Here is a 14,717-nt window from a genome sequence, read left to right on the forward strand (position 1 = left end):
CATCGTTAAAATGCACCAACAAACAGAAAATGACTCATACAAGACAGCATTAAATAACTTCAGCTGCCAAAACTATAAAGTTATTTACAACTCAATCAAGTCGGTTCTTCAGCACTTGTTATGCTAAATTGTTAGCCAAAAAGCTTAATAAATAAAAATAATCGTATCAGCTATTGAGAAAAAACTTTGACCTAATTGACTTATAAAGCATATTTGTTGTTAGCTGTAATTACAAGAGAAATATTTTTTTGTGTATTTACAGTCATGAATAGGAAACAAAATATTAAAATCCTAACAGCGCTTCTTGATTTAAAAGATGTGAAAGTTATATCTCATCGGATTCATGAGGGGATAGGAATGATTTTACAAACTGAATCAACAAAATCATACAGTAATTGTCCTCGCTGTGGTACAAAAAGCCATAGATTACATCAAAATCATCGATACGTTGTTAAAGACTTACCTTTTGGAGAAAAGCCAGTATTTTTAGAAATAAATAGGAGACAATTCAAATGTGAAAAATGTGAAAAACCGTTTAGTGAAAAGCTAGATTTTGTAAGTAAGAAAAGAACTTATACAAAACGGCTAGCAGACAAGATAATACAAGATGTTGTAGAAAATGATATCCATAGTGTAGCAAATAAAGGGATAGTGACAACAGAAGAAATAGAAAGAATGTTAAAAGATGCCTCAGAAAAATTATCTGATAACAAACCTGATTTTATAAAAAGGCTTGGAATTGATGAAATAGCTCTAGTTAAAGGCAAGGGTAATTACTGTGCAGTATTAATAGATTTAGATACATCTAAATTAATAACTTTGTTAAGTGGGCGCACACAAGAGGTAGTAAAGAAAACCCTTATAGAGTGGGGAACTGAGGTTTTAGCACGAATTGAGGAAGTGAGTATAGATTTGTGGGTAGGTTACAAAAATGTAGTAACAGAATTAATGCCCAATGCTCAAGTAGTAGCAGATAGATTTCATGTGATGACACAAATCAATAAAGAACTAGATACACAAAGAAAACAAGAGAAGCGGAATCTAGAAGAATTAGTTAAAAAAGCGCAATCATTATCAAAAAAATCTAAGTACGAAAAAGTATTGTCGGGACTAAAAAATAGTAAATACGTTTTATTGAAAAATGAGTCAGACTTAAATGAAGAGCAGATAAACAAACTTTATGAAGTGAAAAATTTATCTCCTATTCTCAAAGAAATGCATGAATTAAAAGAAAAAATTAGAAAGATTTTCAATAAGACAGATAACTGGTATCCGGGAGTTTTTAAACTCGGGATGTGGTTAGCAAAAGCTAAAAAATATTTTCCCAAGAGTAACAATACTATTATCCGTTGGTTTGATGAGATTATTGCTTACTTTGATAATGGGACAACTAGTGGTGTTGTGGAAGGCATTAATAACAAACTTAAGCTAATTAAACGTTCCGGCTATGGATTTAGAAACTTTGATAATTTCCGAGTTAGATGCTTGTTAAATTGGCATTTAACCTATTAGTTAAGCATATTATGTACTGAAGAACCATCAAGTCTTGTTAGTTATAACTACACCTCTTCAAAGGACTTTTTCAAAAATTATCTTAAGGAACACAAATTTAAAACATTTTTTCAGGCTGAATGAAGTGAACTAATTCAGCTAATTTTATGTTACTTGCTTTATTGTAGTATCAACGTTAAGTAATTTTACCGTTGAGCGTTAAGTCCGCGATCGCCAATTCCTGATTTTTCCGACGGTTACAGGGTTGAGACTGGTTGAAACAAGAGTGATATGAGGTAGTGTAAAATTTATCGCGGTGATCGCCTCTATCTGCCGTTGTATTTTCCGAATTTAACGTTAACTTCGGTAAAGACGATGGAATAGGTGGCGAGGGTCACAGGTTTGGATGTAGCGGCGATCGCACCATTGATCCTAAAGTCTGAGTTGTGAGAAAAAGGTCACGATTGTGGGTATCTTTGTTCAACCACCGACGATCGCCGAGATCGAAAGATTTACTGCGGCGATTGATTTTGAGGCGTTTCGACATAAGCCAGAGAAGGTTTTAGCCCAAATGCCGAAGTTAGGCTTATTTACCGATCTTCAAGAACAGAAACGGGGAATTGGGTTGAGTTTGGCAATGTCTGGAATAGTTGTGTTATCTGGTTTGGGACATTTATGACAGGCATTTTTGAAGTTTGTTCTTAAATTCATTAACTTCGGTTGATATTAAGTGAGCTAATTGACGATAGTTGATTCAGTTCTCCAAGTTAACTAAAAAATCAGACAAAGGACAAAAATCATGTCAAATTACACGCTTACAATCAATAGTAGTGCAGCGGCTAGAGAAGCCCTAGCTGATGCAGGATACAACCTTGTTTTTGCAAAAGGAGTATCATCAGGTGGCGATGTGGACTACAATGCGGCATGGATCACTCTAAAACCAAGTGAAATAACTCATTCTATAAAAATCTCTTGGGATGTTGACTACTATGCTAACTTCACAACATCACAAGTGAAGGACAAAGCAATAATCACAGGAATAGGCAAAGATATCAAAATGGATGCTGGGGGACAGTACGTTGTTAATGCAACAGGTTCTTTAATTGTCGATGAAAACCATGAAACTCAAGGGAGTTCTTTTCATTTTCGTAACGATCAGGGATATAAATTAAAATACGTTCCTATATTAGAATCGTTGGACAATAATGGAAATAGGGTGCCTATCTGGGCAGCATCAACAGGCGTTACAAAGAATGGTTTAATTGCCGCTACACCAATTGAGGTAGTAAGAGTATGGGCGGGGAAATACGAGCAAGGACAGGCATTTTTGGCAGAATATGCAACTCAAGTAATACAATTCGATCTCACTACGCTCCGCAAAGGAAACGCAACCATTAACGATGATCTCTCAGGATGGAATAACTTTTCCCAAAATGCACACACTGTTGATCCAAATCTAAATACCAATTTTGTGTTAGAAGTCACTGATACTAAACTCAGCGATGCTCTCAACAACTTGTCAGAAGAAATAGGTGTTACGTTGCTAGTAACATTTACTACAGCATTAACGATAGCAGCAGTGACCTACTTGACAAAACAATTAATGAATAAATTTTCTGATAAGCTACGACCTTCTGATATTACAGTGTCAGCCCCTGGAGGATACAAGTTAGAAGTGAAATTCCAGAACACAGCAAAGGTTCTGGCAATATTGGGGATGGATATTTATGAAACGGAAGTCAATCGCGTCTTAAAGTTGGTGGAATCAGATTCCGATTCAGGACTCGCTGGTGAAACTTGGACAATAGCAGAGAAACAGTTGGCAGTCCATCGATAAAGTCTCTTCTTTTTTTGGGGTAATAGAGAGGGCTCAGATAGAAAAAATACTTACTAGTACCCTCTCTATTACCCCATAATCTTTATTTCGCACTATTAGAAATAAATGGAACAAAGAATCTTGGCTTGTATTGTATCTAGGGGTCATGTTCAACGTGGACAAGAACATCGCTCTAGTGGTAATTTCAGTATGGAAAGCGCTATTAATGCGGTGTATTTGGAATGGGAGGTTTCACAAAGCCCAACGCCACACGCTGTTACCTTTGAAGTTTGGGTAGATATATCTTGGGGAATAGATCAACCACTTTTTCATGCTCAAAGACTAAAAAGTGGTGACAATACTCCAACAACAGATGAAAACATAGGCACACGAAGTCTTTACATTGCAAATCCACAAGGTACAGATAGCGACTTTTTAGTTACAGTTTATGGCTATTTTAATTAGTGTGATCGCCCCTCAACCCTTTCGTACAATCCAGAAGAGAAAACCCAAGGTAAATCTTCCAACACCACTTGTAAGCGAGAATTAGGTGTGATCGCCTCTATCGACAGTAAAAATCGTCCTGATCGCCCCTTCACACCCATATTTTGAATTAGGGCGATCGCTATCAACCGCATGATTTATCGTACTGCGCGATCGCTATATTCATTTGAAGCAAGGCGATCGCTAAAGACTTGTGTTCTGAACCAACGGGCTTGTGTTCTGAACCAACGGGCTTGTGTTCTGAACTAACGGGCTTGTGTTCTGAACCAACGGACTTGTTTTGGTAAAGCGTAGGGGGCGATAATTCTCAATCACAATGAGTTCGTAGGCGTAGCCCATCCTAGAAATTGCCTCTTCATGAACTATGCCCAAGACTTAGTAGCTGGAAGAGTCAGCAGTTGAGAGGGATTTTTTGACTTCAATTTCGGCTTTGACTACACTAGGATCATCTGTGCGTTCGATATCAAAACCCAGTTTCTCACAAACTTTTTGCATACCATAATTATTAACCAAGATACCAGTTTCTCACAAACTTTTTGCATACCATAATTATCAACCAAGATATCAGCAGTAATTTTATTTAGTTGCTCATCTCGACTAACTTGCAGTAACCTTTGTAGTAACTCGGTTCCTATACTTTGGCACTGATAGCGATCGCACACCACAATAGCAAATTCTGCCTCATTCGTACCATGTATTTTACTTAACCGCCCGACTGCTAAGATGTCCTGTGTCTGCGTTTCGGGGTTTTGATATTATACAACTAGGGCTATTTCGCGATCGTAATCAACCACCGGAATAACAATAAGCAGCTAAAATCTGCTTTAAAACCAGCATCAAGGGGATTCGCTTTCTTAGTTTGCAAAATATCATAGGCGTGTTGCCTTTGGCGAGCGTAACGATCGCTGGATGATTGGATAGGCTTTTGCATAAGTTGCTGCTACTTGTGGTGGAAATGTGCCTGTTCAAGGAAAATTTTAAATCAGTGAGCTGAAATTTTCGTCTATAATTTGGGCAATTTTTTGTAAAGCGATCGCCACTCCAATTTCAGCAAATGGTGATAAGTTGTAGCCTAATTCAAAATTGACTCCTGGTACTTTTATCCAGCAAGCTTGTGGACAACGATTATAAAGTGCTTGAGTGAGAGCTAAGAGCGATCGCGGATCGGCTATATGTCCAGCGATAATATTGAAAGATTCAGATGAAAGCGATTGTACTTGCACCTGGGAACTTTCAGAGGTGAAACAAGCATCAATAAAGATTGCCAAATCAGTATGGGCTAAAGCTTCAACAAGTTCAGGGGTGAGTTGATGGACAGCCAGAGATTTTACGTTTGATAGCTGCAAGGCCTTAGCTACTCGTTGACCAATGCCATCATCACTACGCAATTCATTACCGTAACCAATTGCGATCGCCTCCGGTGGAGCGTAGCCCATCACATTACAATTCATACTTTTCAATTGTCTAACACTACTTTCAAGTTATGTAAAAAACTTGAAGAACTTGTGAAGAACTATTGAATCAAGAAATTTTCTGGTTTTTTATTTAACTGTCAGAATATCCAAATTGATACATCAACTTGCAATACTTGTCGGGTTTTAGGGAAAAAGGGAAGGTGGGGTCCCCTCTAGGGATCAGGGGCGGGGGAAAGGGGAAAGAAAAAACCTTTAACCTTTTCCCAAAATCAAATTCCGAGTTGAAAATGCAAAACCCAAGCAGTAATGCACTTTAAAATGGCATGAAGAGCATGGGCGTAAGCATAACCCCTTAATTAGTAATTACTCTCGCCAAACTTCATTAAAAATACTTCCATCTGTCCCAACTAATTGAATATGCAAAGGCATTTGTCCCACCGCATGAGTTGAACAACTCAAACAAGGGTCAAAAGCTCGAATTCCCGCCTCAATTCGGTTTAACATCCCTTCGGTAATTTCTGAACCGTGAATAAAATGTCGGGCAATTTGAGCTACTGTGCGATTCATTGCTAAATTATTCTGACCTGTAGCAATTATTAAATTTACTTTCTGAAGTAATCCATTTTCATCAACTTGATAATGGTGAAATAATGTACCCCGTGGTGCTTCACTACAACCAACTACTTCTAATTGGTTAATGCCAGCATCAGCCCGCAATTTAGTAGACATTAAATCTGGGTCATCTATGATAATTTCTATGCGTTCAATGCTAGCCAGAATTTCAATTAATCGGGCATAATGATAGAAAAATGATGATGTAACAGTTCCTTTACCTCTGTCTCTAAATTCTCTTAATTCCAAATCAGCTAAAGGCGTACCAATTTGACTACAAATATTCAGACGTGCTAGCGGTCCTACTCGATAAATACCACTATCTAAACGACAGCGATCGCTCTGATCGGGATAACCTAAAGGACGATAGTAAGGAGACTTTAAATAAGAATCTGGTTGAACTACTTCACCAATAAATTCTTGATAATTAGTTGGATCGAGTTTATCGGCAATAATATTCCCGGCGCTATCTACAAAGCGAATATGTCCATCGTAGTGTTCCCACAACCCATCAGAAGTGACTAAACCCATAAATAAGCTAGGAAAATTCCCAAAGGTTTGTACTTCTTTTTCATAATCATGAAGTAAGTTTTTAAATTTACCCAGTGCATCTAAGATTATTGTCCGTGCTTCTGGAATACGATTCTGAATATGGGTGTGTCCTTCTTGAGATAATGATTCGCGGACACCACCAGGAACCGCCCATGATGAATGTATTTTACGTCCTCCCAATTGTTCAATAATCTCTTGTCCAAATTGACGCAAGCGGATTCCCCCACGCGCTAATTGTGGTTCTGCTGCAATTAAGCCAAATACATTGCGTTTTTGAGGATCGCTATCCATTCCTAACAATAAATCTGGGGCGCTGAGATGGAAGAAACTCAGGGCGTGGGATTGAATAATTTGTCCCAAATTCATTAAGCGGCGCAGTTTTTCGGCAGCTTTGGGAATTGTCACCGCAAGAATGCGATCGCCAGCTTTGGCAGAAGCTAACAAATGACTCACCGGACAAATCCCACAAATTCGCGCCGTAATTCCTGGCATTTCCCAAAGCGGACGACCTTCACAAAACTTTTCAAACCCACGAAATTCTGTGACATGAAAGCGAGCATCGCTAACTTGTCCACTATCATCCAAGTAAATACTGATTTTGGCGTGTCCTTCAATTCGCGTAACTGGGTCAATAATTACTTTTTTCATGACTATCTGTGCTGCCTAAGTAGATAATTTCATAAGTTTGTAGTGAAAAAAAGTCCTAGTACCGCTTTGTCTAATTCGTAATTCCTAATTCCCGTTGCGTAATACCAATTTAACGTGAAGTTGCACATATCTTGATCCCCCTAAATACCCCTTAAAAAGTGGGACTTTAATAGAGGTTTTCCTGGTTCCCCCTTCTTAAGGGGGGCTAGGGGGGATCGAATTATATGCAGCTTCACGTTAAATTGGTATAAGGGTTTTAGACATTTGAAATGGTATGTTTATTTTTGCCGTGCTGTACTAGTTTATTGCGCGATTACAAAGCTAATAATTATTTGTTGTGGTTGCTGCTTAAATTCATTCGTTATTGACTGCTTTGTTAACTCATAAATTTGTTTTAAAGACTTATCTTTTGGAATGCTTGTAAACGTAACTGTCAGATCCGTTAGCGATCCATTAGTCCAATTAAAACTTATCAAGGGTTTTTGTCCAATGGATTTCTCTAAGTCAAGCTCAACAGCTTGCGAATGCTCAAAACCGTTCCTCAATGTATCTATAGCAACACAATTAGATAGAAATAGTGACAGAAGTAGAAAAAATATAAATTTATTCATGGTGCCTCCGTGAATTTGGATGAGTCTACGCCAATATGAGCTAGTACCGCAAGGCAAAATTCAAAATGACGCTCTCTACGAGACGCTAAAAGCGTAGCTTGCAACTCTTACAGAGTACGCGGACTCGCTCTAAGCGTTGGTGCAACCTCTCGTTCGCGCTAGCGTCTCCCCTTGGGAGAAGAGAAGGCTTTACGCTGCGCTAACAAAATTCAAAATTAATACAGCAGAAAGTGTGGTTATGGGGGTTTCCCCCAAGAACAACTTTATAAGAGAGCGTAAGCGTTTCATTTGGATAATTAACAGCTAAAAATGCGAACTTTCTAAATTGTGTTGTGATTGATTAGCCCTATTGTGCAGCCGCATCCATTGAAAAGCAGTAGTGTTTAATAATAAACCCACAAAGAATAATAAGACCATTAAGGCTATCTGATACCAGAGAACTGGCTGGACAAATAAATCTAAAACTAGATGTAGTAAGTTCATGATGCTGTAAAAGACAGTTAAACCAAAATGAATGATTCGATAACGTTTTGAATTGGCAAAAGCAGTAACAATAATTGCTAGCATTGGTAGCACGAAAAAGCCCAACATCAACCACATAATTCCAGAAATATCATTGATGTTTGTAGCTTTTTGAGATTCGATAACAGGTAAACCGTGAAAAAGCGGTATTAAATTTAGTTGTGTATGAAACAGTATTCCTAGTAGAAATACTGCCCAAAGAGTAATGATTCTTTCCCGATAATTAACTGTCATAACCATAATTGCTCCGAAAATTCTTTTGTAATTGCCTCACTTCAACTTAGATAAAGAATCTGAGTAACTTGTGAAGTTAACCAAACTTGATAAATTTACGTCCTTCTAGCTGCGGTTTTTCTCCACATAACAGTGGCTCTAACACTGCTTTAATCCGAGTTGCATCAGGTGGGCAACCTGGTAAGTAGATATCAACTGGTACTACTTTATGCACTGGTATCACCCGGTCTAATAAGGTTGGTACAATACCAGGCTCATGGGGAATTGTGCCGTGAATATCTGCGGCTTCGATGTAACAACGTTGAAGAACAGGTTCAGCACTACCCAAAGGATTGCGTAAGGCAGTGACATTGCCAGTAACAGCACAATCACCAAAAGACACAAGAATTTGCGATCGCTCTCTGACTGTCTGAATCATTTGCAGGTGATCTTCATTGGCGATTGCACCTTCAACTAACACGATATCCACACCTTTGGGATATTCTTTGGTATCAACAAAGGGACTAAAAACTAAATCTACTTGTGCAGCTAAATCAATCAACCATTCGTCCAAATCAAGAAAAGACATGTGACAGCCAGAACAGCCACCTAGCCAAACTGTTGCTAATTTTAAACAAGCCATTGCTTTTTCTCTCGTGCTGTAACGATAAAATCTAGTTTGGCGCGATCGCGTTTCATTTCACCAACGCTCGAACCTTGGGAAAAAATAGCACCTGTAGGACAAGCATTAACGCATTTGCCGCAAGAAGTACAAGTGTCTGAAGTTCCCCAAGGCTGATTTAAATCAGTGATTACATGAGAATTTGTCCCCCTACCCGCCATATCCCAAGTGTGCGCTCCTTCGATTTCGTCGCAAACACGGACGCAACGAGTACAAAGAACACAACGGTTATGGTCAACGCCAAAGCGCTCGTGAGAAATATCGACTTTGCGATAGGGGAAATGGTAATCCAAACGCACATGATCCATACCCATTTCAATGGCTAAGTCTTGTAATTCGCAATTACCATTAGCTACACAAACTGAACAAATATGATTGCCTTCAGCAAATAACATTTCGATAATTGTGCGACGATATTTTTGTAGGCGATCGCTATTTGTCTGCACTTCCATCCCTTCAGTAACTTTCGTCACACAAGCAGGTTGAAGTTTATTACTACCAACAATCTCTACTAAACAAAGCCGACAAGCCCCAACATCTGTAACCCCTTGCAGGTGACACAAAGTCGGAATATGAATTTTTGCATCTTGTGCTGCTTGGAGAATGGTTTCTTCTTCGCGGGCGCTGATTAATTGCTCATTAATTGTTAGCGTTTTTACTACCATTGTTGTTGCTATAACTGGTAATTTTCATATATGAGTAAAAATCTCACTTGCTGGCTTGGTTGCAAGCGATCGCTTGCAATCCACCTCTGTTTTGAATATTCTCCAATTTGAAGTGTTTTTGTTAACTTGTAGTTAAACCACCATAACGAGTAATGACAATACGCTTGTAACATCTACTGTATCTTTCGTATTTTTAAGAAGATATGGCGGTTTCTTGAATCAAAGCCAAATACTCATCCCGGAAATACCTCAGCGTACTAAATACCGGATTCGGTGCTGACTGTCCCAAACCGCACAAACTGGTATGTTTCACCATATCGCACAGTTCCTCTAACAATTCCAAGTCAGCAAAGGATGCTTGACCTTCACTAATCTTTGTCAATAATTTATACAACTGTACTGTACCAACTCGACAGGGAATGCACTTACCGCAAGACTCTTCCATGCAGAATTCCATAAAAAAGCGGGCGACATCTACCATGTTGGTGCTTTCGTCCATAACAATCATGCCACCGGAACCCATCATGGAACCTAGTTGACTTAGAGATTCGTAATCTACTGGGGTATCAAACGCGGAGGCGGGAATACACCCACCAGAGGGGCCGCCTGTTTGCACGGCTTTGGCTGTACCGCCATCTGGTACACCATCACCCATTTCTTCAACGATTTGCCGCAGAGTTGTTCCCATTGGCACTTCTATAATGCCTGTATTTTGAATTTTTCCAGCTAGGGCAAAAACCTTCGTACCTTTGCTTTTTTCTGTACCAATGCTGGCGAATACATCTGCACCTTTGCGAATAATCCAAGGCACATTAGCGTATGTTTCGACGTTATTAATTAAAGTTGGAAATCCCCATAAACCACTCTCTGCTGGGTAAGGCGGACGAGGACTAGGTGTACCGCGTTTGCCTTCAATTGATGCCATTAAAGCGGTTTCTTCACCACAAACATAAGCTCCTGCACCAATGCGAATATCAATTTTAAAGTCAAAAGGTGAGTCAAAAATATTACTTCCTAATAAACCGAGGCGTTGAGCTTGGCGAATGGCAATTTGCAGACGGTTGATAGCAATGGGGTATTCAGCACGAATATAAATGTAACCTTGACTTGCACCTACAGCATAAGCTGCGATCGCCATTCCTTCTAACACTCGATGAGGATCGCTCTCTAAAACACTCCGATCCATAAATGCGCCGGGATCGCCTTCGTCTGCATTGCAGATGACAAATTTGCGTTCTCCCTTGGCTTTGGCAACAGTTGCCCATTTTAAACCCGTGGGATAACCAGCGCCACCTCTTCCCCGTAACCCGCTGCGGGTAATATCATCGACAACTTTAGCAGGTGTCATCTCTCTAAGTACTTGATAAAGTGCTTGATAGCCATCAGCAGCAATGTAAGATTCAATCCGTTCCGGGTCAATTTTGCCGCTATTCTCTAAAACAATGGGTAATTGCTTAGTAAAAAATGGCTGGTTCAAATCTCCTTTTTGTAGTTTTATGTCATCACCTTGCAATTCAGCGACAATTAAAGCGGCAATTTCAGAGGTTACTTTTTCGTATAGTAGAGGTGTAAAGTCTTGCACTTCTAAACCATCAACTTGCACCAAAGGGGCTTGGCAACACAAACCCATACAACCCACACTGCGAACTTCTATTTGATTTGTTAATGCTGCTGCGGTGATAGATTTTTCCAAACTTTCTTTAACAGCGACAGCACCAGATGACAGACAACCAGCCGCCATACAGCAACGAATACGAGTTGGCCCAGAGTTGGCGCGTTCTTTCTGAGCTATTTTTTGTAGTTCAGTTAGATCCATGTTTAAGCCATCCTTTTATTTGCTCAGTAACTAATTCTGGCGTTTGGTGTCCGCAAACAGTACCATCAAAGACAACCGCAGGTGCAATACCACAAGCACCCAAGCATCTTGCAGTTAACAGTGAGAGTTGACTATTGGGGGTTGTTTCACCAGCGTGAATTTTGGTGCATTTTTCTACGGTTGCTAGTAAGTTTTCTGCACCTTTGACGTAACAAGCTGTACCTGTACACACGACGCAAGTATGTGCGCCTTTTGGTGCGAGAGAGAAGAGGTGATAAAAAGTTGCTACGCCATAAACACGACTGGGTGGAAGTTTCAAACCTTGGGCGATGTAATGTAGCAGGTCATTTTCTAAATAACCGAAAAGTTCTTGGGCTTTATGCAATACTTCAATCAGTGCATCTTGCTGATATTGATGGCGCTTCATGGTTGCATCAAGTATCTTAAAACGTTTATCACCGCTCGGATGCTCTTTTAGGGGATTTTTTTTATTGACTGTTTGAGAGTCCATGCTGGTATTCTAAATGTTGTTATACCAATTTAATGTGAAGTTGCAGATATCTCGATCCCCCTAAATCCCCCTTAAAAAGGGGGACTTTGATAGATGTTTTTCCGGTTCCCCCCTTAATAAGGGGGGCTAGGGGGGATCGAATTCTATGCAGCTTCATAAAGAATTGGTATTAGGATTTATGTGGTATAAATTATGTCGTAAAATGCTTGCTAAAGTTTTACCTGGGCTTATATCTTTATAAGTCAACAATTTGAGGAAGTTGTGAGGTTATATTATTTCTGATAATGTAATGCTAGGGTTTTGCGATCGCAAGTAAGAAGAGGTGATAAATCGCATATCTACAAGGGGCGATGAAAAAAAACGATTGCATTCCCATTTTGTTCAAATCATCATTTTTACAATAATCAGTCTTTTGTAGAGACGGCGATTTATCGCCTCTCTCAAGGTGTATCGCAAAATTTAAATATGAGTTTTATATGTTATACCAATTTAACGTGAAGTTGCACATATCTTGATCCCCCTAAATCCCCCTTAAAAAGGGGGACTTTAATAGATGTTTTTCTGGTTCCCCCCTTCTTAAGGGGGGCTAGGGGGGATCGAATTATATGCAGCTTCATAAAAAATTGGTATTAGTTTACAAAACAAGTCCGTTTGTTGAAAACACAAGTCCGTTCGTTGAAAACACAAGTCCGTTCGTTGAAAACACAAGTCCGTTCGTTGAAAACACAAGTCCGTTTGTTGAAAACACAAGTCCGTTTGTTGAAAACACAAGTCCGTTTGTTGAAAACACAAGTCCGTTTGTTGAAAACACAAGTCCGTTTGTTGAAAACACAAGTCCGTTTGTTGAAAACACAAGTCTGTTCTCAACGATTTGTTCTCTATCGTCGTATAATTACTGATTATATGGCAATTTTCATTATAATAAATAGTTTAGACATAGCCCTTGTTCCAACGAAGCGAGTTATCAAAGCAGATAAAATACTCATTTGTCCATGCTCCAATCTTTTAGATAATTGGAAATTTCCCAGTTTTCCATCTGCCTTGGATCAAATTTAAAGTCAATACAATTGTGGAGTAATTTTCAATGAGTACATTGTATGACAAACTTGGTGGCGCAGCAGCAGTTGATCTAGCTGTAAAAAAGTTTTATGAAAAGGTTTTAGCGCATGAGCGAGTTCATGACTTTTTTGCTCATACAGATATGCAGCAACAAAAGCAGCATCAAAAAGACTTTATGATTTATGCTTTCGGTGGTGCCCAGCACTGGAATAGTCGTAGTATGAGAGAAGCGCATAAAGAATTAGTGGCTGAAAAGGGCTTAAGCGATAGCCATTTTGATGCGATCGCAGAAGATTTAGTTGCAACACTAGTTAAAATGGAAGTTCCCCAAACCTTAATTGACGAGGTAGTGCAAATTGTCGGCTCCATTGCTCATCGGAACGACGTTTTAAATCGGTAAGCCAAAGTGTCGAAACTGGGACTCTCAACCCTAACATCATCTTTTTAGCTTTAAATGTTGATCGTGCCCTACTTACAGCAACCTCTTGAGTAACTAAGTTCTTAGACCTTGACATTGGTAGCGATCGCATTTGTAAAGCTACCATCACCCGGTTAAAATCGACCGCAGACTTAAAAGCGGCTTCTACACAGATGGCGTAACAAGCAACAAGTAGGCATCATTTACGGTGATGATGCCCACTGCTTAGTGACCGCACTTTTGAGCAGATGCGATCGCATCAATGTTTCAATTTCTGCGCTTCTCATATTTTTAGAATGGCGCTGGTCATGAAAAAAAAATATAGCATCTAATCCAGTAAATATAAGTTTTTTCTGTTTGCTAACAATAGTGCTGAAGACGGATAACGTCTTGTAGTTGTTTGAGCAGCTTTTTTGGACGCTGTTGCATAAAGTGTGATACAGAAAATTTTTGTAGATTATGGCAGAAAGGAGTTGTAATGCTCTAGAAGTTTTTGAATATAAAGATATGGGTACAACCTTACTGCTTTCTGAATTTTTAGTAACTGGCTTAATTGCCCTCCTTTCAATCTTTTTTATTGTCCTTTCATTCTTCAATACTTATGATGTTTCTACCTGGTTTCAGAGTAATAATCTTGACAAATCGATTCCCCTCTTAATATTCATTATTCTCCCTTTATCTTATATTTTGGGAGCATGTTTGTATCGTTTTATGTCTCCAGATACTTGGAGTGTTTTTATAAAATTTTTCAAGAAAAATCATAAGGTGGATAGAAAAGAAGATGAGAAGTTAATCTTTGTATATCAAAGTGGCTCAAACAACTTAGTCAAAAGAGTTGAGTACATACAAAACTTAAAGAGATTATTCAGAAATTCGTTGATTATTACTCCATTGTTCGGAATAAGTTTTACGTGCTGGATAACCAAAGGCTGGATAAACAATTGGAAAGCTGGAGTTTTTTCAGTGATGATTTGCTTTGTAGTCTTTTGTCTGTCTACTATTAACTGGTTAGGAGCTAAACGTGAATTCAGTTACACGTTAGATAGAGCAACAAGTCTTTTAATGGAGGAAATGAAGTCAAATAGTCAAAATAAAATTTAGGTTTATGCCAGTCGTGACTAACAATATGCTTGAAGCAGACTGCCGAAGATGCTTGGTGCTGAGTTTAAAATAATTTGCAGC

16 protein-coding genes and 1 pseudogene are annotated in these 14,717 nt (G+C 39.0%); 6 read left to right on the top strand and 11 right to left on the bottom strand.

What is annotated here, in order from left to right:
- The first annotated feature begins 264 nt into the window (after nucleotides 1-264).
- From ACFG4S_RS04245 to ACFG4S_RS04260, 4 genes are all read left to right on the top strand, one after another.
- Nucleotides 265-1,512 (top strand): ISL3 family transposase, encoded by a 1,248-nt coding sequence (locus tag ACFG4S_RS04245; RefSeq protein WP_392531164.1) that lies wholly within the window; start codon nucleotides 265-267, stop codon nucleotides 1,510-1,512.
- Between the two features lie 445 nt (nucleotides 1,513-1,957).
- Nucleotides 1,958-2,170 carry a hypothetical protein gene (locus ACFG4S_RS04250; protein WP_392533619.1) on the top strand — a complete coding sequence of 71 codons (213 nt, stop codon included), beginning with the start codon at nucleotides 1,958-1,960 and terminating at the stop codon, nucleotides 2,168-2,170.
- Nucleotides 2,171-2,290: 120 nt separating this feature from the next.
- Nucleotides 2,291-3,328: a hypothetical protein gene (locus ACFG4S_RS04255; RefSeq protein ID WP_392533620.1), complete on the top strand. Its 1,038-nt coding sequence runs from the start codon at nucleotides 2,291-2,293 to the stop codon at nucleotides 3,326-3,328.
- A gap of 105 nt (nucleotides 3,329-3,433) precedes the next feature.
- A complete protein-coding gene (locus ACFG4S_RS04260) occupies nucleotides 3,434-3,772 on the top strand; it encodes a hypothetical protein (RefSeq protein WP_392533621.1) in 339 nt (112 codons plus the stop codon).
- On the opposite strand, the gene ACFG4S_RS04265 is transcribed toward ACFG4S_RS04260, so the two are convergent.
- The 11 genes and pseudogenes from ACFG4S_RS04265 to hoxE all read right to left on the bottom strand — a co-directional run bounded on the left by ACFG4S_RS04265 (nucleotide 3,769) and on the right by hoxE (nucleotide 12,058).
- Entirely contained in the window at nucleotides 3,769-3,945 is a 177-nt protein-coding gene (locus tag ACFG4S_RS04265; RefSeq protein ID WP_392533622.1) for a hypothetical protein, read from the bottom strand. The genes ACFG4S_RS04260 and ACFG4S_RS04265 overlap by 4 nt on opposite strands.
- A gap of 384 nt (nucleotides 3,946-4,329) precedes the next feature.
- A pseudogene (locus ACFG4S_RS04270) lies at nucleotides 4,330-4,602 on the bottom strand (GNAT family N-acetyltransferase); the annotation flags it as partial.
- Complete coding sequence (locus tag ACFG4S_RS04275; RefSeq protein WP_392533623.1) at nucleotides 4,581-4,742, bottom strand: hypothetical protein; 162 nt, start codon at nucleotides 4,740-4,742, stop codon at nucleotides 4,581-4,583. The pseudogene ACFG4S_RS04270 and the gene ACFG4S_RS04275, both read right to left, overlap by 22 nt.
- Nucleotides 4,743-4,788: 46 nt before the next feature.
- Nucleotides 4,789-5,262: a hydrogenase maturation protease gene (locus ACFG4S_RS04280; RefSeq protein WP_392533624.1), complete on the bottom strand. Its 474-nt coding sequence runs from the start codon at nucleotides 5,260-5,262 to the stop codon at nucleotides 4,789-4,791.
- Nucleotides 5,263-5,589: 327 nt separating this feature from the next.
- Nucleotides 5,590-7,038 (bottom strand): Ni/Fe hydrogenase subunit alpha, encoded by a 1,449-nt coding sequence (locus ACFG4S_RS04285; protein WP_392533625.1) that lies wholly within the window; start codon nucleotides 7,036-7,038, stop codon nucleotides 5,590-5,592.
- A gap of 302 nt (nucleotides 7,039-7,340) precedes the next feature.
- On the bottom strand, nucleotides 7,341-7,649 hold the full coding sequence (locus tag ACFG4S_RS04290; protein WP_392533626.1) for a hypothetical protein: 309 nt from the start codon (nucleotides 7,647-7,649) through the stop codon (nucleotides 7,341-7,343).
- A 303-nt stretch (nucleotides 7,650-7,952) separates the two neighbouring features.
- A complete protein-coding gene (locus tag ACFG4S_RS04295) occupies nucleotides 7,953-8,405 on the bottom strand; it encodes a hypothetical protein (protein WP_392533627.1) in 453 nt (150 codons plus the stop codon).
- 76 nt (nucleotides 8,406-8,481) lie between these two features.
- Nucleotides 8,482-9,027, bottom strand: coding sequence for an oxidoreductase (locus ACFG4S_RS04300; protein ID WP_392533628.1), 546 nt, complete (start codon nucleotides 9,025-9,027; stop codon nucleotides 8,482-8,484).
- Nucleotides 9,015-9,731, bottom strand: coding sequence for a bidirectional hydrogenase complex protein HoxU (gene hoxU, locus ACFG4S_RS04305; RefSeq protein ID WP_392533629.1), 717 nt, complete (start codon nucleotides 9,729-9,731; stop codon nucleotides 9,015-9,017). Before hoxU ends, ACFG4S_RS04300 begins: the two co-directional genes overlap by 13 nt.
- A 193-nt stretch (nucleotides 9,732-9,924) precedes the next feature.
- On the bottom strand, nucleotides 9,925-11,547 hold the full coding sequence (locus tag ACFG4S_RS04310) for a NuoF family protein (RefSeq protein WP_392533630.1): 1,623 nt from the start codon (nucleotides 11,545-11,547) through the stop codon (nucleotides 9,925-9,927).
- Nucleotides 11,534-12,058 carry a bidirectional hydrogenase complex protein HoxE gene (gene hoxE / locus ACFG4S_RS04315; protein WP_392533631.1) on the bottom strand — a complete coding sequence of 175 codons (525 nt, stop codon included), beginning with the start codon at nucleotides 12,056-12,058 and terminating at the stop codon, nucleotides 11,534-11,536. The genes ACFG4S_RS04310 and hoxE overlap by 14 nt, the downstream gene beginning before the upstream one ends.
- Nucleotides 12,059-13,142: 1,084 nt before the next feature.
- Between hoxE and ACFG4S_RS04320 the strand changes: the two genes are divergently transcribed.
- Nucleotides 13,143-13,517, top strand: a complete 375-nt coding sequence (locus tag ACFG4S_RS04320) for a group 1 truncated hemoglobin (protein ID WP_392533632.1) — start codon at nucleotides 13,143-13,145, stop codon at nucleotides 13,515-13,517.
- A 477-nt stretch (nucleotides 13,518-13,994) separates the two neighbouring features.
- Nucleotides 13,995-14,636, top strand: a complete 642-nt coding sequence (locus ACFG4S_RS04325) for a hypothetical protein (RefSeq protein WP_392533633.1) — start codon at nucleotides 13,995-13,997, stop codon at nucleotides 14,634-14,636.
- The last annotated feature ends 81 nt before the right edge of the window (nucleotides 14,637-14,717 follow it).

This window comes from Nostoc sp. C117 (genome assembly GCF_043099735.1).
Lineage (GTDB): Bacteria > Cyanobacteriota > Cyanobacteriia > Cyanobacteriales > Nostocaceae > Nostoc.

Excerpts from the sequence above, each read along its gene's own strand:
- ACFG4S_RS04245 (WP_392531164.1), top strand. The coding sequence starts at position 265 with ATGAATAGGAAACAAAATATTAAAATCCTAACAGCGCTTCTTGATTTA.
- ACFG4S_RS04255 (WP_392533620.1), top strand. The coding sequence starts at position 2,291 with ATGTCAAATTACACGCTTACAATCAATAGTAGTGCAGCGGCTAGAGAA.
- ACFG4S_RS04260 (WP_392533621.1), top strand. The coding sequence starts at position 3,434 with ATGGAACAAAGAATCTTGGCTTGTATTGTATCTAGGGGTCATGTTCAA.
- ACFG4S_RS04265 (WP_392533622.1), bottom strand. The coding sequence starts at position 3,945 with ATGCGGTTGATAGCGATCGCCCTAATTCAAAATATGGGTGTGAAGGGG.
- ACFG4S_RS04275 (WP_392533623.1), bottom strand. The coding sequence starts at position 4,742 with ATGCAAAAGCCTATCCAATCATCCAGCGATCGTTACGCTCGCCAAAGG.
- ACFG4S_RS04280 (WP_392533624.1), bottom strand. The coding sequence starts at position 5,262 with ATGAATTGTAATGTGATGGGCTACGCTCCACCGGAGGCGATCGCAATT.
- ACFG4S_RS04285 (WP_392533625.1), bottom strand. The coding sequence starts at position 7,038 with ATGAAAAAAGTAATTATTGACCCAGTTACGCGAATTGAAGGACACGCC.
- ACFG4S_RS04290 (WP_392533626.1), bottom strand. The coding sequence starts at position 7,649 with ATGAATAAATTTATATTTTTTCTACTTCTGTCACTATTTCTATCTAAT.
- ACFG4S_RS04295 (WP_392533627.1), bottom strand. The coding sequence starts at position 8,405 with ATGACAGTTAATTATCGGGAAAGAATCATTACTCTTTGGGCAGTATTT.
- ACFG4S_RS04300 (WP_392533628.1), bottom strand. The coding sequence starts at position 9,027 with ATGGCTTGTTTAAAATTAGCAACAGTTTGGCTAGGTGGCTGTTCTGGC.
- hoxU (WP_392533629.1), bottom strand. The coding sequence starts at position 9,731 with ATGGTAGTAAAAACGCTAACAATTAATGAGCAATTAATCAGCGCCCGC.
- ACFG4S_RS04310 (WP_392533630.1), bottom strand. The coding sequence starts at position 11,547 with ATGGATCTAACTGAACTACAAAAAATAGCTCAGAAAGAACGCGCCAAC.
- hoxE (WP_392533631.1), bottom strand. The coding sequence starts at position 12,058 with ATGGACTCTCAAACAGTCAATAAAAAAAATCCCCTAAAAGAGCATCCG.
- ACFG4S_RS04320 (WP_392533632.1), top strand. The coding sequence starts at position 13,143 with ATGAGTACATTGTATGACAAACTTGGTGGCGCAGCAGCAGTTGATCTA.
- ACFG4S_RS04325 (WP_392533633.1), top strand. The coding sequence starts at position 13,995 with ATGGCAGAAAGGAGTTGTAATGCTCTAGAAGTTTTTGAATATAAAGAT.